23 protein-coding genes and 1 pseudogene are annotated in these 23,639 nt (G+C 52.1%); 2 read left to right on the top strand and 22 right to left on the bottom strand.

The genetic code is table 11. The features are described 5' to 3' along the window. Positions 1-1,451: 1,451 nt before the first annotated feature. From Q1A74_RS18240 to Q1A74_RS18190, 11 genes are all read right to left on the bottom strand, one after another. Positions 1,452-1,793, bottom strand: a complete 342-nt coding sequence (locus tag Q1A74_RS18240) for a hypothetical protein (protein ID WP_299599684.1) — start codon at positions 1,791-1,793, stop codon at positions 1,452-1,454. 123 nt (positions 1,794-1,916) lie between these two features. Continuing rightward, positions 1,917-2,495, bottom strand: a complete 579-nt coding sequence (locus tag Q1A74_RS18235) for a hypothetical protein (protein WP_299599682.1) — start codon at positions 2,493-2,495, stop codon at positions 1,917-1,919. 132 nt (positions 2,496-2,627) lie between these two features. After that, on the bottom strand, positions 2,628-3,161 hold the full coding sequence (locus tag Q1A74_RS18230; RefSeq protein ID WP_299599680.1) for a DinB family protein: 534 nt from the start codon (positions 3,159-3,161) through the stop codon (positions 2,628-2,630). Positions 3,162-3,750: 589 nt separating this feature from the next. After that, a complete protein-coding gene (locus Q1A74_RS18225) occupies positions 3,751-4,185 on the bottom strand; it encodes a hypothetical protein (RefSeq protein WP_299599678.1) in 435 nt (144 codons plus the stop codon). A gap of 731 nt (positions 4,186-4,916) precedes the next feature. Then, positions 4,917-5,516: a hypothetical protein gene (locus tag Q1A74_RS18220; RefSeq protein WP_299599676.1), complete on the bottom strand. Its 600-nt coding sequence runs from the start codon at positions 5,514-5,516 to the stop codon at positions 4,917-4,919. A gap of 114 nt (positions 5,517-5,630) precedes the next feature. After that, positions 5,631-5,960, bottom strand: coding sequence for a nucleotidyltransferase domain-containing protein (locus Q1A74_RS18215; protein ID WP_299599674.1), 330 nt, complete (start codon positions 5,958-5,960; stop codon positions 5,631-5,633). 141 nt (positions 5,961-6,101) lie between these two features. After that, positions 6,102-6,527 (bottom strand): GFA family protein, encoded by a 426-nt coding sequence (locus Q1A74_RS18210; protein WP_299599672.1) that lies wholly within the window; start codon positions 6,525-6,527, stop codon positions 6,102-6,104. A gap of 132 nt (positions 6,528-6,659) precedes the next feature. Next, positions 6,660-6,821 carry a hypothetical protein gene (locus Q1A74_RS18205; protein WP_299599670.1) on the bottom strand — a complete coding sequence of 54 codons (162 nt, stop codon included), beginning with the start codon at positions 6,819-6,821 and terminating at the stop codon, positions 6,660-6,662. Further along, positions 6,818-7,351: a hypothetical protein gene (locus Q1A74_RS18200; RefSeq protein WP_299599668.1), complete on the bottom strand. Its 534-nt coding sequence runs from the start codon at positions 7,349-7,351 to the stop codon at positions 6,818-6,820. Before Q1A74_RS18200 ends, Q1A74_RS18205 begins: the two co-directional genes overlap by 4 nt. A 660-nt stretch (positions 7,352-8,011) precedes the next feature. After that, positions 8,012-8,449, bottom strand: coding sequence for a hypothetical protein (locus tag Q1A74_RS18195; RefSeq protein ID WP_299599666.1), 438 nt, complete (start codon positions 8,447-8,449; stop codon positions 8,012-8,014). A gap of 601 nt (positions 8,450-9,050) precedes the next feature. Continuing rightward, the gene (locus tag Q1A74_RS18190) at positions 9,051-9,374 is read right to left on the bottom strand and encodes a hypothetical protein (RefSeq protein ID WP_299599664.1); all 324 of its coding nucleotides are present in this window, start codon (positions 9,372-9,374) and stop codon (positions 9,051-9,053) included. 337 nt (positions 9,375-9,711) lie between these two features. Here Q1A74_RS18190 and Q1A74_RS18185 point away from each other — a divergent pair, with 337 nt between their 5' ends. Next, the gene (locus Q1A74_RS18185; RefSeq protein ID WP_299599662.1) at positions 9,712-10,749 is read left to right on the top strand and encodes an integron integrase; all 1,038 of its coding nucleotides are present in this window, start codon (positions 9,712-9,714) and stop codon (positions 10,747-10,749) included. Between the two features lie 103 nt (positions 10,750-10,852). On the opposite strand, the gene groL is transcribed toward Q1A74_RS18185, so the two are convergent. The 5 genes and pseudogenes from groL to Q1A74_RS18160 form a co-directional block, all read right to left on the bottom strand. Continuing rightward, the gene (groL, locus tag Q1A74_RS18180; RefSeq protein ID WP_299599660.1) at positions 10,853-12,493 is read right to left on the bottom strand and encodes a chaperonin GroEL; all 1,641 of its coding nucleotides are present in this window, start codon (positions 12,491-12,493) and stop codon (positions 10,853-10,855) included. Between the two features lie 46 nt (positions 12,494-12,539). Further along, complete coding sequence (groES, locus tag Q1A74_RS18175; RefSeq protein ID WP_299599658.1) at positions 12,540-12,833, bottom strand: co-chaperone GroES; 294 nt, start codon at positions 12,831-12,833, stop codon at positions 12,540-12,542. Between the two features lie 492 nt (positions 12,834-13,325). Further along, positions 13,326-13,652 (bottom strand): annotated as a pseudogene (locus tag Q1A74_RS18475) (FxsA family protein); the annotation flags it as partial. A gap of 96 nt (positions 13,653-13,748) precedes the next feature. Continuing rightward, positions 13,749-14,510 carry an SDR family oxidoreductase gene (locus Q1A74_RS18165; protein WP_299599654.1) on the bottom strand — a complete coding sequence of 254 codons (762 nt, stop codon included), beginning with the start codon at positions 14,508-14,510 and terminating at the stop codon, positions 13,749-13,751. Positions 14,511-14,552: 42 nt separating this feature from the next. Next, positions 14,553-15,578, bottom strand: a complete 1,026-nt coding sequence (locus Q1A74_RS18160; protein WP_299599652.1) for a DUF481 domain-containing protein — start codon at positions 15,576-15,578, stop codon at positions 14,553-14,555. A 158-nt stretch (positions 15,579-15,736) separates the two neighbouring features. On the opposite strand from Q1A74_RS18160, the gene Q1A74_RS18155 reads away from it, so the two are divergent. Next, positions 15,737-16,054, top strand: a complete 318-nt coding sequence (locus Q1A74_RS18155; protein ID WP_299599690.1) for an MGMT family protein — start codon at positions 15,737-15,739, stop codon at positions 16,052-16,054. A 36-nt stretch (positions 16,055-16,090) separates the two neighbouring features. Here the strand turns inward: Q1A74_RS18155 and Q1A74_RS18150 are convergent, their stop codons facing one another. From Q1A74_RS18150 to Q1A74_RS18125, 6 genes are all read right to left on the bottom strand, one after another. Next, positions 16,091-17,452: an MFS transporter gene (locus Q1A74_RS18150; RefSeq protein WP_299599650.1), complete on the bottom strand. Its 1,362-nt coding sequence runs from the start codon at positions 17,450-17,452 to the stop codon at positions 16,091-16,093. Between the two features lie 61 nt (positions 17,453-17,513). Beyond that, the gene (locus tag Q1A74_RS18145) at positions 17,514-18,143 is read right to left on the bottom strand and encodes a YbhB/YbcL family Raf kinase inhibitor-like protein (RefSeq protein ID WP_299599648.1); all 630 of its coding nucleotides are present in this window, start codon (positions 18,141-18,143) and stop codon (positions 17,514-17,516) included. A gap of 57 nt (positions 18,144-18,200) precedes the next feature. Then, on the bottom strand, positions 18,201-19,232 hold the full coding sequence (locus tag Q1A74_RS18140; RefSeq protein ID WP_299599646.1) for a threonine/serine dehydratase: 1,032 nt from the start codon (positions 19,230-19,232) through the stop codon (positions 18,201-18,203). Between the two features lie 70 nt (positions 19,233-19,302). Beyond that, a complete protein-coding gene (ampE, locus tag Q1A74_RS18135) occupies positions 19,303-20,232 on the bottom strand; it encodes a regulatory signaling modulator protein AmpE (protein ID WP_299599645.1) in 930 nt (309 codons plus the stop codon). An 82-nt stretch (positions 20,233-20,314) separates the two neighbouring features. Next, the gene (ampD, locus tag Q1A74_RS18130) at positions 20,315-20,890 is read right to left on the bottom strand and encodes a 1,6-anhydro-N-acetylmuramyl-L-alanine amidase AmpD (RefSeq protein ID WP_299599643.1); all 576 of its coding nucleotides are present in this window, start codon (positions 20,888-20,890) and stop codon (positions 20,315-20,317) included. A gap of 194 nt (positions 20,891-21,084) precedes the next feature. Then, positions 21,085-23,400, bottom strand: a complete 2,316-nt coding sequence (locus Q1A74_RS18125; protein WP_367275434.1) for a DUF1631 domain-containing protein — start codon at positions 23,398-23,400, stop codon at positions 21,085-21,087. Positions 23,401-23,639 lie beyond the last annotated feature (239 nt).

Genomic DNA, 23,639 nt, shown 5'->3' with positions numbered 1-23,639 from the left:
TGAATGCGATGATTCGAGAAAAACAAGCGTGGTGCGCAACTTAAATTTGGGGTGGTTGACACCACAGTCGCTTGTTAGGGTTTATACGCTCTGAAGCCAGCACCAGGCACATACCAAACCCGCCGCCGGAACCAGGGTAAAAAGGCTAAAAATTATTTTTACATTTACGATTGATCTTGACCAACCTACTAACCCCAAAACTAGCGCTAAAGCTAAAATTCCCAAGTATATTTTTAAATAGCTAACGCTACATTTTAGCCCTGCGAGCTTATCACCCGGGTTATTTTCGACGTATTCCGTGCATGACAATAGCAGTCCATATGAAAGCAAAAGAATTCCAAGGAAGCTGACAACCGTACCGAAAACCGTCAAATGCTTTCTCATTTCAGCTTGACCCTAACGCCGCTAGCAGGGGCAGCTTACCTTGTGCGCTTTTTGCGCGAAAATGGGAGCGCAGCGACCCGCGCAAAACATGCACAAGGTAAGCTGTCCCGCGGAGGGCCGAAGGCCCGTAGCTTTACTGCCTGGCTTTGTTAACTTTGAACCCCGGTTAGACCTTTGGAATGGGCTCGTAACACCCCTCTTCTGCGTGCCATATTTCTATGTCTTTATGAAAAAGCACATTTCTTACAAAGCAAATTAGCTCAAGAGTATCCGGCGAACTAAATTTAACCTCCCATGGATCGGAGATTATGACCCGATCCTCATCTTCGTATTTTCTCAATGAAAACTTCGTATTCCCAGAGATGATGCAATAGTCATCCCCAACATAGGAATAGCCAAGCTCTTCATCTACATCTTCAAAGTGCCTTTTTTCTAATATTTCCGGCATAGCTCTAAAAAGTTAACGCCGCGTTATGGGGCCGGAGTGTAGGTGCTTGGCTTTGTGTTAGCGTAGCGACCAACACAAAGCCAAGCACCGAAACGGAGGTGCCAGCAGCCGAAGGCTGCGAACATGAACGCTTTGTTAGATGATTGATTAGCCATTTACTTTAGCCCCGCAGTTTTTTTGATTAAGTAAGCCTTGTAATTTATGTTTGGCCATTAACTTTGATGGTGCGAGTTTTAAACTAATTGAACTAGATTTACATTTTTGACTGCAATGAACTAAAAAAGTGCAAATGACCAAACTCCATCTCTCTTTCTCCCCAACACTTTACGGCGCGATTTCACATTGAAATGTGGAACACGTTTTGATGACTGAAACGACACCCGTAATCTCTCTCTTTATTTCTTCTGATAGATTAACTCTAATCCATTCTTACGTTTATTACGACCAACTTCCGATGTATGTTTGTTTTTGCTCTGCGCACATCTAACGCCCACAGCAGGGGCGGCTTACTTTATGCACGGTTTGCGCGAAAATGGGAGCGTAGCGACCGCGCAAAACGTGCATAAAGTAAGCCGTCCCGCGGAGGCCCGAAGGGCCGGAGCCTCGCTGCCTGTGATTGTTAGGGCTTGATATCACTGCCGCGCTCGTTGTTACTATTATGTAGGAATACCCGACTACTCAGTGAGCTACAGCTTATAGCTGAAGCTACTTTATAATTTCCCTCTTTTGCGCTCACCTCGGCAAGAACTAACTTTTGACCAGTATCATCAATAACTTTTTGGCTCAAATAAGTGTTGCCTAACCCAGCGATACCTTGGGTACAGCTATGGTAAGCCGCTTCATACTTACCTTTTTCAATTTCCGCATTCCCTTGAGCCAATAAGGACTCAACTCGCACCATATCTTCAGAAAAAGCAGAATGCGAAATGAGCAATATCGACGCTAAAAAGTATCTCTTCATGGCTAAGAGCCCTAACGCCGCGCTCAGGGGCGGCTGACTTTGGGCGCATTTTTGCGCAAAAATAGGAGCGAAGCGACTGCGCAAAAAGGTGCACAAGGTTAGCCGTCCCTTTGCAGCGCCTTGTTAAGCTGCTGCCTCTTCGGCCTCAAATCCCTGCTCTTTCGCTATCTGATTTAGATTGTCATAAATTGCAGATCTTGTGGAATCAATGTTACCCGCAGCGTGATTGATCATGTCAATATTGCCATGACCAATTGAGTTCAAAAAATACTCAACCATAACATTAAGCATTCTTATTTTTCTCGCTACATGTAGAAGTTGATGGCTCAATCTGGAATCAAATTTTCCTGATAAAGCCACCTTTTCCATTGCTATAGGTTGAATGTTTGCGACTAAAACTTTACGAGTTACACCACCCGGCAAATTGATGGTCATCAAATCTTCTGTAACCATTGTGTTTTGGATATCAATCATTTCGGCTTTCAGAATTTTACGTAAATCCTCTTTCTCGGATTTAGATGTCGTTTTTCTCTGATTTTCGAATAGAAGCAAACCAGTAATCACTGCCATCGCGGATGAAATCAATACGGCAATGATGGCATTAATCCACAATGCAAGTTTATCGGGATAAATTTTATAGACCGCGAAAGTGTAAGCTGAAACAAGAAAAACAATTATTCCGATAGCATACCGTTTCTTCACTCAATTTCCTCACTCATAGCTTAACGCCCAGCGCAGGCGCAGCCAGCGCGGAGCACCTTTTGTGTTAATGTTTGAGCGCCAGCGAGTAACACAAAAGGTGCGTAGCGTTGGCTGTCGCTCTGCCGCTGATTGTTATAACCGGGGATCACTCGGGATGCACATAAGTAGATCAGTAGCCCCTACATCATGCCCAAGCTGGTTAAAGAGAGTACTAACCTGTCCCCTGTGATGCGTTTGATGGTTAAACATATGCTGCAAAAGGTGACCGAAGTTTTTGCTAAACTCCTCACCCTTTGTATTGCGATAATTTAACGAGGAGTCGGCATCCGTTTGCGATATTTCTTTTGAAAAGCTGACTATTATTTCATCAATAATTTTTCTTTCACTAGACAAAACAGATAAATCACTATGTGTAACTTCTGCCAGAGATTTAGGTTGCGCTCGATTTCTCAGATAGATCAGCGATGAAAAATCTTTAGGATGTTCCGAAAAGCGCTTTAACCAAATAATATCACCAACGAGAATATGGTTAAGCGTACCCAAAACCGATCCAAAAAATGCACCTCTATCTTCAGCTAACTCATCCTCACTGAGCTTTTCAGCACAAGTGTATATTTTTTCATTCATCCATTTATTGTACTGTGCCATTAACTCAAAGGCTTTCATTCCTGGAACTGCCTCGATTGGTTATAACGCCCACAGCAGGGGCGGCTTACCCTATGCACGTTTTGCGCGAAAATGGGAGCGTAGCGACCGCGCAAAACATGCATAGGGTAAGACGTCCCGCGGAGGCCCGAAGGGCCGGAGCCTTGCTGCCTGTGATTGTTATGTTTTCCGTGGTCCGGGTGTATCTGATTCATCAAAAAAAAAGTACTGCTAAAATTATTAAAACCACCATGATCAATGGAAAAATAATGGCATTTTTATTTACATAATAATTTTTCTTGTAAACTGAAATCATTTTTCTGCAATCACTTTCTGAAAACTCATGCCCACAGTTAGGGCATACTAACATGCCCTCTCGAACCCAAAACCCACACTTAATACATGCGTATTTGGATTTCGTACGCTGGAGCCCCCAAATATCGTCTCTTTTCAAAATTTTGATTCTCTAAAAACATAACGCCGCCGGCAGGGGCAGCTTACCTTGTGCGTGTTTTGCGCAAAAATGGGAGCGCAGCGACCTGCGCAAAACGTGCACAAGGTAAGCTGTCCCGCGGAGGGCCGAAGGCCCGGAGCACACTGCCCGGCTTTGTTAAGCGGTGCTGGCACTGGAGCTCCGACCGAAGCAATAGAATGCCAGCGGCAAAGTTATAAATAGTACTAATACACTCCAAATAATCTGGAAATTCCCTGATGTGAGTATCGCGGAAGACAGACCTCGGTTCATGATAATAGCTACTATCAGAGAAGCGAGTGTTACGGCGATTATTGAGCGGACTTTAATGATTTTTGCCAAAATAAATGCTGCAGGAATGGCAAGCACAAGATTAATCAGTGTGTCATGCGCATATAAAATTGCATTGAACAACGCTTGGTTGTTCACGGCAAAATCTGAAGCTAAATTCGCAAGAACGGGGTTGATTTTGTTGTATTGCGACCAAAAAATCGCCATTGCAAAATATACGTAAAGAAACCAGCCGATAGCAGCTAGTGGTAAATCTCTATACCAAACTTTTAGCTCTCTCATAATTCAATCTCCTACGCTTAACGTCGCCGGCAGGGGCAGCTTACCTTGTGCGCGTTTTGCGCGAAAATGGGAGCGCAGCGACCTGCGCAAAACGTGCACAAGGTAAGCTGTCCCGCGGAGGGCCGAAGGCCCGGAGCAAATTGCCCGGCTTTGTTAAGTGTGCGACTGCTTCCGCCCTCACTTCGACCTGATGGCATCTTGCAAAGCAATAATGGAATCGCGGTATTCAGTAAACAGATTATTTGTATTAGATAATATAGATATTAGGTCGTCGAGTAACGACAAATGCTCTTCATTGATTGACTCGACACTCTGACTTGACAGCAAGACATTCAACTCCCGGATTTTTTCTGGTGTTGATGGTGTATCCGTTTCGATTGCTAATTCTATAAGTCTTTCATAACCACTCATCATGAGCTTTCACCTTTCTGACCGAGCTGTAAGAATATGAGAATACATAGTGGGATATAAAGAATGACAACCAGCCCTTCAGACTTGACCGTAACTCCTCCTATCCAAGGACCTACTAAAGCGAGAGCATATGAAAATATTTTTTGCTGCTTCGTAAGATTCTTGTACCAATTCTTCATTTTATTTCCTCAGATTGACTCGAAATTACACTTAACGCCGCGCTCAGCCGCGACTAACTTTGGGCGCTTTATGCGCGAAAATGGGAGCGTAGCGACCGCGCATAAAGTGCACAAAGTTAGACGTCGGCCTGCAGCGCATTGTTATGAGTTTCGGCCTTCCCGAAGGACTTCCAGCAAACCATACGTAGCATTTTCCCACCTATCCGTAGGGCCAACACTACTCCAGCTTGCTCCATTATTCATCAGACTTTCTAGGTTACCCATTAATTCAGAGAGCTCGTTTAGTAGTGCCTTAATGTCATCTGGCTTAATGCCATGCTTGCCGTAAAGATCCGCAGGCTCAACATTCGACTCTTTGTGAGCGATTAATTTTGATCGTACTGTAAGAATATTTGAAACCAGTTTTCGAAAAGGTTTCAAATTCGTATCAAATTTGGCTGCTAACTCTCGAAATCCATTTTCAATCATCAGTTCTTTCAGACGCATGCAACGATCGGCACGATCATCAGTATCAAATATGCAGCCCGTTTCTATGAACATGAGCTTATAGTGAGCAATATTGGCCGCGTGAAAGAAGTCGACATACCGATAATCATTCATCACGCTCAGATACTCATCAATAGCTTTTCCTTTTCCTCTAAGGGTGAACCAAATTTGATAATGCCCGAGTGCAGCATTAACACTGTCTTTAACGTTCGCAAAGCACTCTTGAAGTTCTTGTTCGGCACATCTCACTTTCATGACTCATAACGCCGTGCTCAGCGGCGGCTTACTTTGTGCGCGTTTTGCGCGAAAATAGGAGCGTAGCGACTGCGAAAAACGTGCATAAAGTAAGACGTCAGCTGCAGCACCTTGTTAATTGCTGCTGGGGCGATGCACATACAGAACTCTGCTTCCTTCGAGCAACCCGTTTACTACTTGGTCGCTAGTTGATGATACGAATTGAACGTCACTTTCTGGAAGCCCGGTGATTTCACAAAACTGTGTTTTCCAACCTTGCTCCTCGAAATGCCATGTACCGTACCATCCCTCATCTATCTGGCTGTTCAGCACGCAGCATATATCCCAATCACTACTCTCTTTCTCCGTGCCTCTGGCACGACTACCGAACAAGATTACTGCACAAATTTCCGGGATTTTTTGTGCCCAGTCGGTTGTTTTTCTACTTAGCGTTTTTATATCCATGGCAATTAACGCCGCGAGCAGCGGCAGCTTACTTTGGGCGCTTTATGCGCAAAAATGGGAGCGAAGCGACCTGCGCATAAAGTGCACAGAGTAAGCTGTCCGGTGGAGGCCCGCAGGGCCGGAACGAACTGCCTCGCTTTGTTAAAACTTGCTTGGCAGCGCCGGAAACTCCGGGCTATCCTGGATGCCCTCAACCCAAGTACATCTATCTTCACAAAAAATTCTATCATCTGGTGTGATGTGTACATCTTCATTGAGACTTCCGACCGGTACGACTAAAAATGTACCTGACCGGTTTACATATGGCACGCTAGAACCACATACTTTACAAAACTGTTTTGCCCAACTTTTAGCGGACTCCAGCTCGAAGCGCTGGATTAATTCTTTTCCCGAACGCCAAGAAATATTTTCGGGTTGGGTAAAAATACTTGAAGCATGGGCAGAACCTGTAGCGTGCCTACATCTAGAACAATAACAGATATGAAATGAAGAGATTTCTCCATCTATTTCATATTTGACGGCTCCACATAAACATTGACCTGAAGCCTTCTCAAATTTTCGACTCATTTTCTGGCCTCATGGTTTTAACGCCGCGCTCAGCCGCGGACAATTTTGGGCGCTTTATGCGCGATAATGGGAGCGCAGCGACCGCGCATAAAGTGCACAAAGTTGGCCGTCGGCCTGCAGCGCTTTGTTAACTTATTCTTTCTCGTCGCTCCGATCCACCAGGTTATCTGGGGAACCAAAGGTATCTTTCTTTCTCAACTCATCTTCAATATCTTTAGGACGAGGCTTAAAGAGATCTTCAGATGATTTCTTTAATTCCTCTTCAATTTTCTTTAATTCATCACTATTTTTCATAGGTTTTTCACCAAGTAGTGCGGTACGCCTTGTTTCCCTGGGCGTAGAGTAAAACCACCGTGAGACGAATAGTATTTTACTAACTTTTCGTTTAGTGGATCCATGATTCTAATTTGAGTCGCGCCGATCAGGCGCGCATACGCTTCATATGCCAACAATGAAACAGGAAACATATCATTTGCGAACAAAACATGCTTGTTGAAACGCTCAATAAAATCCAAACGTATAGCAGTGCCTCTGTAGGTCGGCCGGCCAAGCGTCATTGAGCACAAAGTACTTCCATGCCATACCGAAAGATCAAATGCCTTCGGATAGAAAATTTTGTAACGACTAGAAAAATTCCAATCCCAGCTCACTGAACGCTCTTGAGCCAAATCTATCGATTTGAAAGCAGCAAGAGCCTTGTGATCTATTGCTTCTAACGCAATCTTTCCGAGTAGATGTCTTGGCAAGCTTCTGGATGCCATATCTCTCGCTTGAGAGCCCAACTTCTCGTATTTATTGATTGTTTCTATATGCGAAACCTGCATTTCAATTCCTTCTGTCGATTTTACTTCCGTATAAGTTAACGCCCAGCGCAGGCGCAGCCAGCGCGGAGTACCTTTTGTGTTAATGTTTGAGCGACAGCGAGTAACACAAAAGGTGCGTAGCGTTGGCTGTCGCTCTGCCGCTGCTTGTTATGTGCATTTCCCTGGAGGGACAATGCGAAGGGTCTCCGCGCCCAACTTAGTTGTATTCTTTGACAGGCAGATTTGTTCACCTACTTTTACTTGCCCCGCAGAAGATACATTTACGTCGGCCAATCTTCCATCGTTTAACTTAACCCTCAACATCGAACGATTACCAAGGTCAGATCCTACATAGAAATTTTCTATTGCGACAGCCCATGTATATGAAGTTTTCGACGCGGGCATTCCAGAATATACAAGCAGGGAAACTACAATTGCTACTACAGTAAACCCTATCAATAGTGAGTTTTCGGCAATGTAGAACCTTATTAAATTTTTCACTTCACTCCGGAACTATTTCTTGCACATAACGCCGCGCTCAGCCGCGGACAATTTTGGGCGCTTTATGCGCGATAATGGGAGCGCAGCGACCGCGCATAAAGTGCACAAAGTTGGCCGTCGGCCTGCAGCGCATTGTTATGAGTTTTGAACCCCCTCTCTTGGACCCATAGTCTAAGGATTTTACCGCTCGACCCATATAACCTCATGCCCACTATCAGGGGGAACCTCCCCCCAAGATAAAGTAATTTTCTTTTTGGTTCGTTTTTTAAGGCCATCAAAAGACATGACGACACCATGATCCATACAACCTTCCACCAATATATAACCGCGGCTCGGACGCATCTTAACTATTTTTAAGTCAAGAAACTGTGATGGTAAAGATTCTCCATCTCCGTACGAACTATAGACTGGCTGGACATTGGCGCTTTTGGATAATGACTCAAAGTCAAAATATAGCTTCCCCAGCCGTTCTTCAGATAAAGAACGTACGAACGCTACTGCCTCCGAATCTTCGCCGCAACTAGGGCTATACCAACCAAGTACAATAAAAAAACCGCTAACAAAAATGGTACACATAGCAATTAATGTTAGTAGAGCGATCTTGAAAATTCTGAACATGAGCTACTCATAACGCCGCCGGCAGGGGCAGCTTACCTTGTGCGCGTTTTGCGCGAAAATGGGAGCGCAGCGACCCGCGCAAAACGTGCACAAGGTAAGCTGTCCCGCGGAGGGCCGCAGGCCCGGAGCGAATTGCCCGGCCTTGTTAATGTTTGATGACCTGAAAGTGATTTAACACTGACAAGGCTACCAAACTCAACGCCCTCAAATTACCAACATACTGCGAGCGGCACGATTGGCTGTACCACGCCACGCTTTCCCTGGAGCGGCTTACACGCCCAAAAGGAAAACCCCACTCTCTTTCTTCCGCCGCCAGTGAAAACCTTAACGAAGGGAAACCACTGGGGGCTTTTTATATCAACCGTAAATCCCTGCTAGCGATACCACTTTTACAACGCTAGAGGTCGCCGAATCGTTCATCAAGCACACCGAAATTTTTAGGCGGCGGCATGATGAACCTGAACATTAACGCCGCCGGCAGGGGCAGCTTACCTTGTGCACGTTTTGCGCAAAAATGGGAGCGAAGCGACCTGCGCAAAACGTGCACAAGGTAAGCTGTCCCGCGGAGGGCCGAAGGCCCGGAGCAAATTGCCCGGCCTTGTTATGCATTCTTGGCACGGGCCCTGGGTGCAGTACGATCCAAGAACTCTGCTGACAACCTCTCCAAATAATTTTTATCTACTAGGTTTTTTGAGCGGATTTGAAGTAACTGAAAAACAGCTTTTGAGCGGCTGAGGTTGTCAAAAATATTGTCCATCTCACTACTGTGAGACTTCATCAGTTGATCAATTTCCATACATCGTTCACTGGGACAACTAGTATCATCATTCAGAATATTACTTATATTACTAAGAGCCCGAAGAGAAAGCTTATCCATTGCCTTCTCTCGAATCTCTTTAAATATTTTCCAATCTAACTCTGTCATGTTCGTGAACTTTCTGATGCATAACAGTTTTATTCATACGCCATAGGCTTCTTTTGTAAATTGAATTTTTCCTTGGCACACTACTCAACAACCCGCAGAAAGGCGTTTTAAAATCAATACTTTACGTATTCCAACTTCACCACCCCTACCTGTAAAAGAAGCCAGTGGCTTTTGTTCCACTTTTTTAGGTGGCCTAATTGAATACACAAATCATTTGAATATCAATGAGTTAGCCTATCCGATTCCCTGCACACAAGCCATAGGCTTCTGAACCCGGCCTTGACGCTTTGTTGCCCACCAACTACTGTATATAAAAACAGTTACCGTCGGGTAAGTTATGGACAATCTTAGACACAGAGTTCCCGTACGTCCCGTTCGTTTTTTGGACACTCTTCGGCTGCACATGCGCGATGCAGGACTGGCTTATACGACTGAACGGACTTACATTCACTGGATTAAACGCTTCATTCTTTTTCACGACAAACGGCACCCACAGGATATGGGTGTACCAGAGGTGGAGCATTTTCTGACGCATTTGTCGGAAGCGCGTGATTGTTCAGTAGGTACTCAGCGTATCGTTCTGAACGCTCTGGTCTATCTGTTTACGCGGTTTCTGGAGGTTGAGCTGAAAGGCCTTTCGTTTACAAAGGCGAAGCGCCCTCGGAGGCTGCCAGTGGTGTACAGCCGCTCGGAGATTGCGCTGATTTTATCTCACCTTTCTGGGCCTGGAAGACTGCGCGTACAACTACTATATGGCTCGGGCTTACGCTCGGCAGAAATGCTTTCTTTACGTGTGAAAGATATTGATTTCGGGAGCAACAATATTTTCGTACGGAGTGGCAAGGGCAATAAGGATCGAACAACGATATTGCCACAAGGACTTATTGGAGACCTGCGACGCCAGATTGAGCGGGTACGCATTCTTCACGAGCAGGACATTGCGGATGGGTTAGCCAATGTATATCTCCCTGATGCACTTGCACGGAAATATCCCAGTGCGCCCAAGGAACTCGGATGGCAGTTCCTGTTTCCTGCATCCCAAACTGGGCCTTGCCCGCGTACTGGTGAAGTGCGGCGGCACCATTTACACCCTACGGCGCTGGCCAAGCAGATTCGCCGTGCAGTGAAGGCCGCGGGTATTCACAAGCCGGCGCGAGCACATGCGTTCCGGCACAGCTTTGCAACGCATCTACTCGAATCGGGATACGACCTTCGCACGATCCAAGAATTACTGGGTCACTCAGACGTAAGCATTACCGAAATTTATACACACGTGGTAAACCGCGGCAGTAAAGGCGTACTCAGTCCGATGGACTGCTTGAATCCCAGTCGCGAAGTAACAGAAGCAGCACCGGTATATCAAATCGCTTGCTGACCCGGAACTGAGCACTAATTGGCATACTGTAAAAATTGGCCACAAAAAAACCCGCCGAAGCGGGTTTTTTTGTGGCCAGCAGTTGTCTGGCTAATAGGCCGGCTTACATCATGCCGCCCATGCCACCCATTCCGCCCATGCCACCCATGTCAGGCGCAGCCGGCTTCTCTTCCGGGATCTCTGCAACCATGGCTTCGGTGGTGATCATCAGGCCAGCAATAGATGCGGCAGCCTGCAGCGCAGCGCGGGTTACTTTGGCCGGGTCGAGGATACCCATTTCCAGCATATCGCCGTACTCGCCGGTGCCCGCATTGTAACCAAAGTTACCTTCACCCTGCTTCACCTTGTCTACAACGACGGAGGCTTCATCACCAGCATTGGTAACGATCTGACGCAGCGGCATTTCCATGGCACGCAGTGCCGCGGCAATGCCGTGGTTCTGGTCTTCGTTGTCGCCTTGGACTGAAATCGCCTGCGTAGCGCGAACCAGTGCGGTACCACCGCCAGGTACGACACCCTCTTCGACAGCAGCACGGGTTGCGTGCAGGGCGTCTTCAACACGGGCTTTCTTCTCTTTCATTTCGACTTCGGTGGCAGCACCAACCTTGATCACTGCAACACCGCCGGCCAGCTTGGCAACACGCTCTTGCAGTTTTTCTTTGTCGTAATCAGAAGACGATTCTTCGATCTGGGCACGGATCTGTTTAACACGTGCTTCAATGTCGGCTACGTCACCGGCACCGTCAACGATTACGGTGTTTTCTTTGGACAGGGTAACGCGCTTGGCAGTACCCAGGTGCTCCAGGGTAGTTGCTTCCAGCTCCAGGCCAACTTCTTCGGAGATCACGGTGCCGCCGGTCAGGATCGCGATGTCCTGCAGCATGGCTTTGCGACGGTCGCCGAAGCCCGGCGCTTTAACCGCAGCTACCTTCACGATACCGCGCATGCTGTTCACAACCAATGTAGCCAGCGCTTCGCCTTCCACATCTTCAGCGATGATCAGCAGCGGCTTGGAGGCCTTGGCTACCTGCTCCAGCAGGGGCAGCAGATCGCGAATGTTGGAGATTTTCTTGTCGACCAGCAGGATAAACGGGCTGTCCAGCTCGGCAGTCATGTTTTCCTGGTTGGTGATGAAGTACGGGGACAGGTAGCCGCGGTCAAACTGCATGCCTTCAACGACATCCAGCTCATTTTCCAGTGACTGACCTTCTTCAACAGTGATCACACCTTCTTTGCCCACCTTCTCCATCGCTTCGGCGATGATGGTGCCAACGTGTTCGTCGCTGTTGGCGGAGATGGTGCCTACCTGGGCGATTGACTTGCTGTCGGCACAGGGCGTGGCAAGGCTGGCGATGTGCTCAACTGCAGCAGCTACGGCTTTGTCGATACCGCGCTTCAGGTCCATAGGGTTGAAGCCGGCGGCTACGGACTTCAGGCCTTCGGTTACGATGGCCTGGGCCAGAACCGTGGCTGTGGTGGTGCCGTCACCGGCGGTGTCAGAAGCCTTGGAGGCAACTTCTTTCACCATCTGTGCGCCCATGTTTTCGAACTTGTCTTTCAGCTCGATCTCTTTGGCTACGGATACGCCGTCTTTGGTGACGGTCGGGGCGCCAAAGGCTTTGTCCAGTACCACGTTACGGCCTTTCGGGCCCAGGGTGGTTTTTACGGCGTCAGCCAGGATGTTTACGCCGTTCAGCATTTTCTGACGAGCGTCATCACCAAACTTAACTTCTTTTGCTGCCATGATCTTTATTCCTCAATTCTGCTCGTGGATGTCCTGTACCGGGGCCTCAGCCCTCCAGTACACCGTAAATGTCGCCTTCGCTCATGATGATCAGCTCTTCGCCGTCCACCTTGAGGGTGTTGCTGTCGGCATAGCGGCCGAACACTACGGTGTCACCAACGTTTACAGACAGTGCGCGCACATCACCGTTATCCAGCAATTTACCTTCGCCAACGGCAACCACTTCGCCCTGGTTGGGCTTTTCTTTCGCTGCACCCGGCAGCACGATGCCACCAGCAGTTTTCTGTTCTTCTTCCTTACGGCGTACTACCACGCGATCGTGTAAAGGACGAATTTTCATGGATTGGCTCTCCAATGAGTCGTTTTGGGGTTGCAATGTCAAGTGGCTCGAGCCCGCTTTGCGTGCTCTCTGCCAGACCTGCTCCGGGTTTCCGAAACAGGAAAAACTTGGGGTGCAGCCTATCTGGGGGGGACTCGAAGGGATTTCAACAGCGGCGGGTAAAAAAACTGGAGGATTTTTGGCGAAATGAAGCAGGAGATCGGGTTGTCCGGTGACGGCGATCAATAATCAACCGCCCTTTGTGGGATCGTCCTTGTTTTGGCGCTTGTGGTCGCGCTGATCGTCCTGCCCCGCTATTCGCCCGTCCCTTTGCTCTTCCCGTTGAAACTCGCCATCAATAATGTCACGGGAGCGGTCCTGACCGGGCTGTTGGAATGGGCCCTGCTGGCGCGGCCCCTGGTGCTGGTGTGGCCCCTGCTGGAAAGGGCCCTTCTGGAAAGGACCCTGAGTGTAGGTGGAGCCTCGCACCACCACTACATGGCCGAGGAGCCTGCCGATAATCAGCTGCCGCACGCCGGGAATGAGGCAGGCAAACCCAATGGTATCGGTAATAAATCCAGGTGTGAGAAGCAGTGCACCACCTACAGCGAGGAATATGCCTTCCGCCATCTCCTTTGCGGGCATCTCCCCGGCCTGCATCTTCTGCTGCGCCCGCATCACAGTTGAAATCCCCTGCCGTTTCAGCAGCGCCAGGCCGATGACCGCAGTGAGCAGAACAAGACCAATGGTCGGCAGCGCACCAATTTCTTCTCCAACACTGATCAAAACCCACATTTCAAGGATCGGCAGAAGGATAAACAGCAGTAGTAGAGGACGCATTGTGATGGTTTCCTGTTTGCCCGGCTGAAGCCGGGAGTGGAGATGCCGACGCAGTCATGCAGGGTTGTATCGGTTCACCCCTGGCGCCGAAATAACCTACATGCGGGCTCCGCCGTCGATTTCTACCACACGACCGGTGAGATAGTCATTTTCAATGATAAACGACACAGTGCTGGCAATTTCATCCGGCTCTCCGATACGGCGCAGTGGAACCTGCTTTACCAGGCCCTCAAGAATTTCCGGGCGCATCTGAGCAACCATTTCGGTACCTATAAAGCCCGGCGCAATGGCAGCCACCCGCACACCGTAACGCGCCAGTTCCCGCGCCCAGGTAACGGTCATGGTGGCAACACCCGCTTTCGATGCGGAATAATTGGTCTGCCCCATGTTGCCCGCGCGGGAAACGCTGGAGATGTTGACGATAACACCCCCATCGCCCTTCTCCGCCATGATCCCGGCGGCCGCCCGGGTACACAGGAAAACACCCGTCAGGTTGACGTCGATCACCGACTGCCACTGAGCGAGGGACATACGATCGGCCACCTTGCCATCTTTGACTTTCAGCAACATGCCATCGCGCATGATACCGGCGTTGTTTACCAGCACATCCAGCCCACCAAAATCCTTGTTGATGGCCGCAAAGCCCTCGTCGACAGCGACTTCATTGGCCACATCGATCACGTAGCTGCGCGCTTCTCCACCCACTTCACTACAGGCGGCAACACTTTCATCGAGCCGCTCCTGATTGACATCGATCAACGCGAGGCGGGCGCCGCGACCGGCAAGATATCTGGCCATGGCCCGGCCCAAGCCCTGGCCCGCACCGGTAATGGCAATAATGCTGTTTGCAACCTGCATAGGTACCTCAACGTATTGTCAATATTTTGAACAGGCGTGCTTTTACCAGGAATAGCCCACGCCAATGGTCATTTTGGTGTCTTCTTTCTCACTATCCAGAGATGGTGTGTTGTCGTACTGCCAAGCGTACTTGACTTCCATCAGGATGCCCTTCACCAGTGGCGTGCGGACACCGATTTCTGCATTGCTCTGATAGTCATCACTGCGATCCAGCGACTGCAGCAATTCCTGGTTGTAATAGATTTCCGGGCCCAGATCGAATTTGTAACGGAAGTCCCACGCCGTACGTCCAGCTGCATAGCGCTTACTCGGGTCCTCATTCAAGCTCGGATCGATATAGTTTTCTTTCAGGCTGCTCACACCACCCTGGATAGACAGCGCCGATTTGTCGGTGTCGAAAAACAGATAACCAAGACCGAGACCAACGGTGGATCCGAGATCCAGGTTCCGCGCCTCTTCATGAAGCAGGGAGCTGTTGCCGGCGGCGAACCACTTCTCTGCGAAGATCCAGCGCAAGTCGTAGCTCAGCCGGTACTTTTCCAGGTCGTCCACTTCGGAACTGTTCTGGTTCTGATATTGGGTGCCTATAAGGTGGTGGAAATCACCATGACGCACATCAAAATTGGCGTTGATATCCCAGTCTTCCCGCTCCCGGTTGCCCTCTTCGAACACACCAGAGGCGGCGACATTTCCACGGAAAATAATCGGGTTACCGACAAAGTTGATATACGGCTCGGCGCGGTCAATCGCCGGAAAGTCCATCACCCAACCGGAACCTTCATCACAGTAAAGCTCCCACTGCTGACGGCGGTGACCAGCCAGCGCGCAGGGTTCATCCCGGCCGGCGATCTTCAGGTCCTTGTCGGTCTCCAGGGAGAGGATTTTCTCCTTGGCTACGGTAATATCCCCAAAGGTTTCCGATTTCCACACCACATTGTCCCGGTCCACTACCACCAGCTCACCGTGAATACGGTCGCCATTGGTCAGACTCAGCACGCCGGCATTTGCCAGCGAGGTAAATGTGGTAAACGTCAGGGCCACAAGGCCGCTGAGCACCTTGAGTGCCACACGCGACCGGAAAGAAATATGGAAAAAAGAAGTACTGGGTACAACAGAAAGCACGAAACAACCTTTCGATAGCCTGGAGTTATTGCAGAAAATTGACTGATAAGCCAGATAGCAAAGCCAGCGCCGACTCACCCGTGCATGATCTGCAGGGCAGAAAAATGAAAGGGCATGATGCCACAAGTCGCATCTGCCTTGCACTTGCACGGGTTCCTACGGGACGGGTGGTTACATACGGTGGACTAGCCGAGCTCGCAGGTCTCCCCAGAGCCGCCAGACTCGTGGGGCAGACACTGAGAAAACTACCCAGAGATACCCGCCTGCCATGGCATCGGGTGATCAATGCTCAGGGAAAAGTCTCCCTGCCTGAACCGGCGGCAAAACGCCAGCTGGCGAGGTTACTCGATGAAGGGGTGACGCCTGTGAAGGGTAAGATTGATCTTCGGCACTACGGCTGGCCGAAGCCAGGACAGCTTTGACAGCGCGCGGGAGAAAGGCCTGAAGGGAAACGCCGATCACCCCGGCGCTGCCTCTTCATCTTCTGCCGCTTCTTGATCCCGGTTCCGATACCAGATGTAAATTGCCAGTAGCACGGCAGGAATACCGAGAATCGCCACGAGAATAAAGAAATACTCATACCCCTCCCCGTCCACTACGATTCCAGAGAATCCACTGATAAATTTGCCGGGCAACGTCATCAGTGAACTGAACAGGGCGTACTGGGTAGCGGTATATGACTGATTAACCAGGCTCGAAAGAAAGGCAATAAACACCGAGTTGGATATCCCGGCACTGACGTTATCCGCACTGATTACGATCGCCAGCCACGTTTTGTCCGGCCCTATCGTCGCCAGGTGGGCGAATAACAGATTGGTCGCCGCCACCATGGCCGCTCCAAGAATCAGCGGGCGCAGGATCCCGAAACGTACCACCAGAGCCCCGCCGAGAAACGCACCGAGCATCGTGCAGAAAAAACCGAACAGCTTACCAATCTGCGCGATGTCATCCTTGCTGAATCCCAGATCCAGATAGAAGGGGTTGGCCATCACCCCCATGGCAATATCGCTGACGCGGTAAATACCAATAAACAATAGAAGCACGATCGCGAAGCGGCCATTGCGCTGGAAGAAGTCAATAAACGGACACGCCACCGCGCGCACGAACCACTCGCTTATCCGGCCATGCTTGCCACTGCCAAGCACCCGGTCGACCCAGGCGTGCTGAAACTCCTGGCCCTGAGCGCGCGCCTTCTGGTGATCCGGTTCCGAAACCAATAGCGTGGTGATAATCCCCACACCCATCAGCGCCGCCATGCACATATAGGAAATGCTCCAACTGGCGTACTCGGCGATAAACAGCGCACCTGCACCAGCGATCAGCAGTGCCACCCGGTAGCCAAACACATACATTGCCGCCATGGCACCCTGAAACTCGGTATCCACCGCTTCGATCCGGTAGGCGTCGATGACCACGTCCTGGGAGGCAGAGCAAAACGCCACCAAGATGCCAAACCCGAATACGGCAGGTAGCGCCAACTGCGGGTTAATCTGGCTCATGGCGAACAGGCCAAATGCGACACCAATCTGTGACACCAGGATCCAACTGCGCCGCTTCCCCATCACGTTGGTCAAAAACGGGATTCGCAGGGAATCGATGATAGGTGCCCAAATGAATTTGATGGAGAAGGTGATACCGATCCACGCGGTAAAGCCAATGGTGGTTCGGCTGATACCGTAATCGCGCAGCCAGGCGGTGAGGGTGGAAAAAACCAGCAGTAGTGGCAACCCGGCGGAGATACCAAAGAAAAACATCGCCAGCACTTTCGGCCGGGTATAAACCGTGAGCGCTTCTCCCCAGGTCATTTTTTGCTTTTGCATGGGCAGGCTTTGCTTCCTTTTATCTGCTTGCCTGGCGGCAATGACGCCGGGGTGCCCGGGGTCAACGGCCGAATTTCACTTCGAGCTGTGCTTCAGCGAGTTTATTGGCATTGATCTGATACGCCACCATAGCCGCTGGCGCATTTTCATCCAGCTGCAATTGCTCCACTTTAAGCGCGTACACCCGGAATTGATAGCGATGGTCGCCATGCCCTTCCGGCGGACAGGCTCCGCCATAGCCGGGACTGCCAAAATCTGTGCGGCTCTGGATCGCCTCGGGGATCAGGCCGGACTTGGGATCTCCGGCCCCCTCGGGAAGCGCCGTCACCGTTGCCGGAATATTGAAGACCACCCAGTGCCACCAACCACTCCCCGTGGGTGCATCCGGATCGTGCATGACCACCGCAAAACTGCGGGTGCCCTGCGGAGCCCCCTGCCAATGGAGTTCAGGGGAAATGTTTTCGCCGCTACAGCCAAACCCGTAGTAAACCTGCGCTTTGGTCATACGGCCACCGCTTTTCAGGGTGGTGGACGCCAGCCGGAAGGACTTCGCACTTCCGTCTTGTGCAGCTACCGTAGGCGCAATCGCCAAAAAAAGTGACACCGCCAGAGTTGCCAACAGTGTAGCAGGCCGCCGGACGCTACCGATGACCCAACTGAAGATCCCGAGTCGCTTGATTTCCTTTTTCATGACTTTCCTTAGCGCGGTAATGCGCACATCCATTCTGGTGCAGTCCCACACCTTCGTTCATTTCATGGACTGATGGTGGCCGCTTACAAAGCCTGCAGCCGCCGCGATATCCACATTGCCACCGGTCAACACGATCACCGCACGTTTGTTGCGAAAACGCGCGGGATGCTCCATCACCGCAGCCAGCCCCACCGCCGCCGACGGTTCGACAAACTGCTTGGTGCGGCGCCACAGCAACACCAGCGCTTCGCCAATGGCCGCCTCGGAAACCGTCACCACGTCGTTGACACACGTGCGTATCAACGCAAAGTTTCGCACCCCCAGAGTTGTACGCAAACCGTCCGCAATGGTGTCCGGCACCAGCTCGGTGACACGGGTTCCACTGCGGAATGAGCGCTGAGCGTCGTCGGCACCGGCGGGCTCGGCGCCCAGTACTTTTATCTCAGGTGCCAGTGCGGACGCAGCAAGGCCAACACCAGCGAGAAGGCCGCCGCCGCCCACCGGGGCAACGATAAGGTCTGGCACAAACCCCAGCGCACGACACTGCCCCACAATTTCCTGAGCGACCGTACCCTGCCCGGCAATAATGCGCGCGTCATCAAATGGCGGGACGACATGGGCACCGCAAGACTGCACCAGATCCTCAAGCGTGGACTCCCGTGCCTGCAGTGTCGGCTCACAAAATACGATCTCTGCTCCGTATGCAGCAACCGCTGACTTTTTTACCTCTGGTGCATTCTCCGGCATCACCACCTTGCAGCGAAGCCCCTGCTCCGCCGCTGCCCACGCCAGTGCGGCGCCGTGATTACCGGAGGAATGGGTGGCGACAATCTTCGTGCCCGCCGGTACCTGTGACACAGCGTTGGCGGCACCGCGCGCCTTGAAAGCGCCGACCTTCTGCAGGTGTTCACATTTGAAATACAGATCAGCGCCAAGCAAGCCGTTCAGGCTCGACGATGCGATCAGTGGAGTGCGGTGAATTCGGCCGGCGATGCGCTCGGCCGCGGCGAATACATCCGCAGCGGCGGGCAAGTCCAATAGGCCGGCTCCCGTATTATCCGCTGGTGGTTCACCACAGGCCTCTGTCACGCAATCTCCTTACCGTCGACGAATAAACAATAGGCTTCGAGAATCAGAACTCGGATCAGCCGGACCTTTCTCAGCTGGCAAAAAGACCGTACAGCGCCATCAGCGTCACCCACATCAACAGCGCTCGGGACAACAGCGCCTGCATGCCCTCGATTTCCGCACCGCACAAACGCTGCCCCTCGCTGACGGCGGCACCGGCGCTGCACTCGCTGCTGTCGATCCCGCCAAGAGCGCCCTCAAGATAGTATTCCAGCACATCATCCGTCGCGCTTTGTTTGCAGGTCAGATGATCGCGCCAGGCGCGGTAGCAGCCGGCAAAATTACCCACGATAGCAAGACTGAAGCCGATCGCGCGCACCGGCAACCATTCGATCAGCCACAGCCAGCGCGCCGCCAGCGCCTGATCACCGGCAGTCGCTGGCGCGGAAGATTCACCCTCCGAGAGATTCTTTTTACTGAGCGCTCCATGAGCAAGATGGCTGAGGCGATACAGCATAGCCCCCGGAATACCCAGCAACAGGAACCAGAACAACACCGCAAACAAGCGTTCAAAAGCGCGGTACGCAGCGGCCCGGAACACCAACCGGTGCAGCTCCTGTCCATTGGAAATCTGCTGCGCGCGCTCGAAATCCGCAGGCTCCATCAACGGCTCTGCCGCCTTTCTGGCGTCTTCCAGGTTTCCCTGATACCAGGCCCGCAGATAGCCCGCCAGCGCCTCGTTAAAATTACCGCGCCCAAAGCTGTACAGCAGTACAGGCACACTCACCAGAAGCACGCCCAACCAGCCGAGCGCCGCTTCCGCGAACGCCAATACGATGGCCGTACCCAGCACCGGCAGCAGTACCACCAGGCCGAAACCGATACCCGACTTGCCCTGCACCACGCCGCGGCTGTAGACAAAAGTCTGCCACCGGCCAAACCAGCCATCCCGGTGCAGCGGGCCGCCAGAGCCCCAGATCTGCACCAGTCCCAATGCCAATAACACAATCAAAAGCGCCATAGCGCCCCCTGTAAATTTGTTGTATTGCGTGTTGTAGTTGTTTTGCGAACCTGTGGATCAGGGTGCCTCACCAGACGGCATCTCAGCCCTCAGGCACGTCCCCCTGCACCTGATCCAGTTTTTTAAAATACAGGTCCCAGTCAAACCCCGGACCCGGGTCCAGCTTTCTTCCCGGTGCGATATCTGAATGCCCGGTGATCCTCGACCGGTCAATCGCCGGATAGGCTTCTGTGATTGCACGGGTTACTTCCGCCAGAGATTGGTACTGCGCCGGCGTGTAGGTATCGGTATCCAGCCCTTCCAGTTCAATGCCGATGGAGAAGTCATTGCAGTTTTCCCGCCCGCAAAACGTCGACTGCCCCGCATGCCAGGCGCGCTGATTCAGCGGCACATACTGGGTAACTCGGCCGTTGCGATCGATCAAGAAATGTGCAGAAACCTGCAATGTGGCAATTTCAGAAAAGTAGGGGTGGGCATCAATATCCAGGTGACCGAGGAAAAATTCATCGATATAGGCGCCGCCGTACTGCCCCGGTGGCAGGCTGATACAGTGAATCACCAACAGATCCACTTCCGCATCGTCGGGACGACTGTTGCAATGCGGACTGGGTACCCGGCGCACACCGGACAGCCACCCTGACTGGACCTGATATTTCACAAACGCGACCCCGCGGGAATTGAGCAGAGGGGTATTTTATGGAAGCGAAGAAGCAACTGCCAATAGCCGTGTCAAATAATGGGCATCCGCCCCACCGAATGCGCGTGATGCAGTATAGAAAATAAAACCCAGACAAAGAAAAGCCGGGATACCCCGGCTTTCATCTCGCTCCATGCCGCTCCGCCCGCGGGGGCTCAGACATGGATCTCTATTTTACTTTCCCCGCAGTGACCAACCACATACTCCAGGGCCCGCTCAAACAGAGGCCCCTGCTCCAGCGGCAACAGCTCTTCATTGCGCAGCGCATGGGCCAGCTCGAGTCGGGTGTAAACCCCCACTTTGGCGCCCTGGCGGTTCACAAACATAAACTGGTCCAGGTCACTGATGATGGCCGCCAAACGACAGCGTACCGGAAGCTTTTCCGGATGACGCAGCAGAAACCAGCTGTCTTTCAGATGGTAGGTCTGTTGCCAGTGGTGGTCGTCCTGAGGCACGGGTTTGACTTTCGGTGACGCACCGACTGTCGCCTGGCTCACCACCCGTTGAATCTCTTCCACCGCCGGCAGCGCTTTTTCACCAGCGGGCAGCTCCCTCACCTCATCCTGGGCGACTTCCGCCTCGCTCTCCAGCGTAGCCACATCCGCCTCTTCGACCGGGATGGACAGGATACTATCCGCTTCGCGCCGCAGCTCCTGAACCAGACGTTCCCGGGTCCTGCGTTCGCGCTCGGACTCAACCCGCTCGCCGAGCTTCTGCCGCTCCTGATAGAGCGCTTCCAAGCCAGCCAACAGGCGCTGCTGATCACCCGCCCCCAACGACAGGGATTGCGCTCCCTGCTGCAGGCGCTTTTTCAGGTCTGGCAGCAAACGGCGCATTTTTACGCTGCTCTCGGGCATCGGCGCCACCACACTCCAGATCAGGTCCCGCGCAGTGAGTACATGCTGACGCCACAGGCCACTACCGGTACCTTCTTTCAGGCAGGTACGGAAAAGAATGCTGCTCCATACCCGGGTCAGCCACTCGTGTACGATTTTAGGCAGCTTGCGCTCCGCGGTCAGCGCATCAAAAACGGCGGCTACGCGGGTTTTGGCGGCTTCTACACGGGCCGCGCCCTGCGCCTCATCAATAGTCCGGCGCTCCATAACCGCCGCCCGCTTGCGCTCGCGCACGGAAAACTCGCGGAAGGTTTCCAGCAGACGGACGAACACCTGATCATCCTCGTCATACTCCGCCAGTACGCCGTCGACGATGGTACTGATTTCCCGGTAGAGCGGGTCGTTGAGATAATTTTCGCCCGGCTGCCAGCCGATGGCGGCATCGGCCATTTCATTCAGCAGACGCCGTGCCGGGTGCCCGCCCTTGCTGAAAAATGCCTTGTCGGCAACCGCCAGCTTGAGCATTGGCAACTGCAGCCGGATCAACTGGGCCTTGACCGGCTCCGCCAGATTGCGGTCTTCCAGCATAAAGGAAAACAGCATATCCACCAGACGTATGACTTCGCTATCCAGCTCGTGAAGGGATGCGCTCTGGTTGCTCGCCTTCAGGTGCTCCTGCAGCAGCTCGGTAACGTTGACCAGCTGCCCTGCGGGCGCCGACTGTACCGGCAGCGACATCTGGAACTGACCCAGTTGCTGGAACAGCGCCGGTGTCGCCATGGGCGCTGCACCGGACCCTGCGGGCATCAGCCCGTAACCGCCACCGGAGGCCATAGCTCCGCCAGAGCCGGCAGCTGACGCATAAGAGCTATTGAGTTGGGCGCTAGCGGGCTGAGCACCACCAGGCCCCCCAGCACCATAGGCTCCTGCCATCTGCCCATCCGGCGGCAGCGAAGCCTGGGCACTCTGCCCTCCCGATACTGTGGACTGGGGCGAGCGCCCACCATTGCGATTGCGATGACGCAATGGGTCTTCAATCGTGGGCAACACACCCTGCTCGATCAGCAGGCTATTGCAGCTGTCGTAGAGCTCGCCAAGTCGATTGACCAGGTGCAGTTCAAATTTCTTGAATACCGTCATCCGCGCGCGCAGTGCGATATCGACGTCCTCTAGAACCTCGGCAAACGCCGCACAAATGGCCGCCGGCCCCAGGGGTAGGTTCTCATCGTAAACTTTACACGGAAGCAGGGTATCCAGACGCAGCGACAACGCGGCGATGGATTCCGCATGATCGCGCTTGATATTGGAAATCATGGTGCGGATAGCGACCTGCTGCTCCAGGTCTTCGTCATTCACCAACGACAGGCTTTTCAGTGAGGCCTCACTGCCAACCCCCTCTTCATCCGGGTGGTCATTGCGCGGGTTACGAAAGCGGTCTTCCACCCCATCGCAAAACCCGTCCACCAGATCGCTGAGTTCCACTCGCAGGGCGCGGATGGCGTGAAACAGACGATCCTGCTCATCCTGCTGATGCGCCTTCTCCGCCATGGCAAACAGGGAATCGTCTACCTGGGCAAACACTTCTTCAGCCCGCGCCTGTACCCACTGTATTGTTTTTTGATTAATCAGATTCACGGTTTTGGAAAGCTGCCTTGAGGCACCGGCGCGTGAGTGAGGGCGAGCCCCGGACTCTCGTCCACTCGAGACACCACCGGTAATAACAAAAAGTTCGTTCTTGTTCTGGTCCATATCGTCCCTGTTCACTGTTCTTTGCCCTCCTGGCATCGACTCAGAGCGTGCTTGCTGCGGATTTCATCGTTCCAACCCCAAAACATCCACATGGGGAACGCCGAATCAAACCGGCAATATTCAAT

It is taken from the genome of uncultured Microbulbifer sp., assembly GCF_947504145.1.
Lineage (GTDB): Bacteria > Pseudomonadota > Gammaproteobacteria > Pseudomonadales > Cellvibrionaceae > Microbulbifer.
Note: the sequence above shows the minus strand (reverse complement) of the source record. Positions and strands in the feature narration are given on the sequence as shown.

Bases quoted from the DNA above. Each gene is read 5' to 3' on its own strand.
- Q1A74_RS18240 (WP_299599684.1), bottom strand. From the start codon at position 1,793: ATGAAGAGATACTTTTTAGCGTCGATATTGCTCATTTCGCATTCTGCT.
- Q1A74_RS18230 (WP_299599680.1), bottom strand. From the start codon at position 3,161: ATGAAAGCCTTTGAGTTAATGGCACAGTACAATAAATGGATGAATGAA.
- Q1A74_RS18225 (WP_299599678.1), bottom strand. From the start codon at position 4,185: ATGAGAGAGCTAAAAGTTTGGTATAGAGATTTACCACTAGCTGCTATC.
- Q1A74_RS18220 (WP_299599676.1), bottom strand. From the start codon at position 5,516: ATGAAAGTGAGATGTGCCGAACAAGAACTTCAAGAGTGCTTTGCGAAC.
- Q1A74_RS18215 (WP_299599674.1), bottom strand. From the start codon at position 5,960: ATGGATATAAAAACGCTAAGTAGAAAAACAACCGACTGGGCACAAAAA.
- Q1A74_RS18210 (WP_299599672.1), bottom strand. From the start codon at position 6,527: ATGAGTCGAAAATTTGAGAAGGCTTCAGGTCAATGTTTATGTGGAGCC.
- Q1A74_RS18205 (WP_299599670.1), bottom strand. From the start codon at position 6,821: ATGAAAAATAGTGATGAATTAAAGAAAATTGAAGAGGAATTAAAGAAA.
- Q1A74_RS18200 (WP_299599668.1), bottom strand. From the start codon at position 7,351: ATGCAGGTTTCGCATATAGAAACAATCAATAAATACGAGAAGTTGGGC.
- Q1A74_RS18195 (WP_299599666.1), bottom strand. From the start codon at position 8,449: ATGTTCAGAATTTTCAAGATCGCTCTACTAACATTAATTGCTATGTGT.
- Q1A74_RS18190 (WP_299599664.1), bottom strand. From the start codon at position 9,374: ATGACAGAGTTAGATTGGAAAATATTTAAAGAGATTCGAGAGAAGGCA.
- Q1A74_RS18185 (WP_299599662.1), top strand. From the start codon at position 9,712: ATGGACAATCTTAGACACAGAGTTCCCGTACGTCCCGTTCGTTTTTTG.
- groL (WP_299599660.1), bottom strand. From the start codon at position 12,493: ATGGCAGCAAAAGAAGTTAAGTTTGGTGATGACGCTCGTCAGAAAATG.
- groES (WP_299599658.1), bottom strand. From the start codon at position 12,833: ATGAAAATTCGTCCTTTACACGATCGCGTGGTAGTACGCCGTAAGGAA.
- Q1A74_RS18165 (WP_299599654.1), bottom strand. From the start codon at position 14,510: ATGCAGGTTGCAAACAGCATTATTGCCATTACCGGTGCGGGCCAGGGC.
- Q1A74_RS18155 (WP_299599690.1), top strand. From the start codon at position 15,737: ATGAAAGGGCATGATGCCACAAGTCGCATCTGCCTTGCACTTGCACGG.
- Q1A74_RS18150 (WP_299599650.1), bottom strand. From the start codon at position 17,452: ATGCAAAAGCAAAAAATGACCTGGGGAGAAGCGCTCACGGTTTATACC.
- Q1A74_RS18145 (WP_299599648.1), bottom strand. From the start codon at position 18,143: ATGAAAAAGGAAATCAAGCGACTCGGGATCTTCAGTTGGGTCATCGGT.
- ampE (WP_299599645.1), bottom strand. From the start codon at position 20,232: ATGGCGCTTTTGATTGTGTTATTGGCATTGGGACTGGTGCAGATCTGG.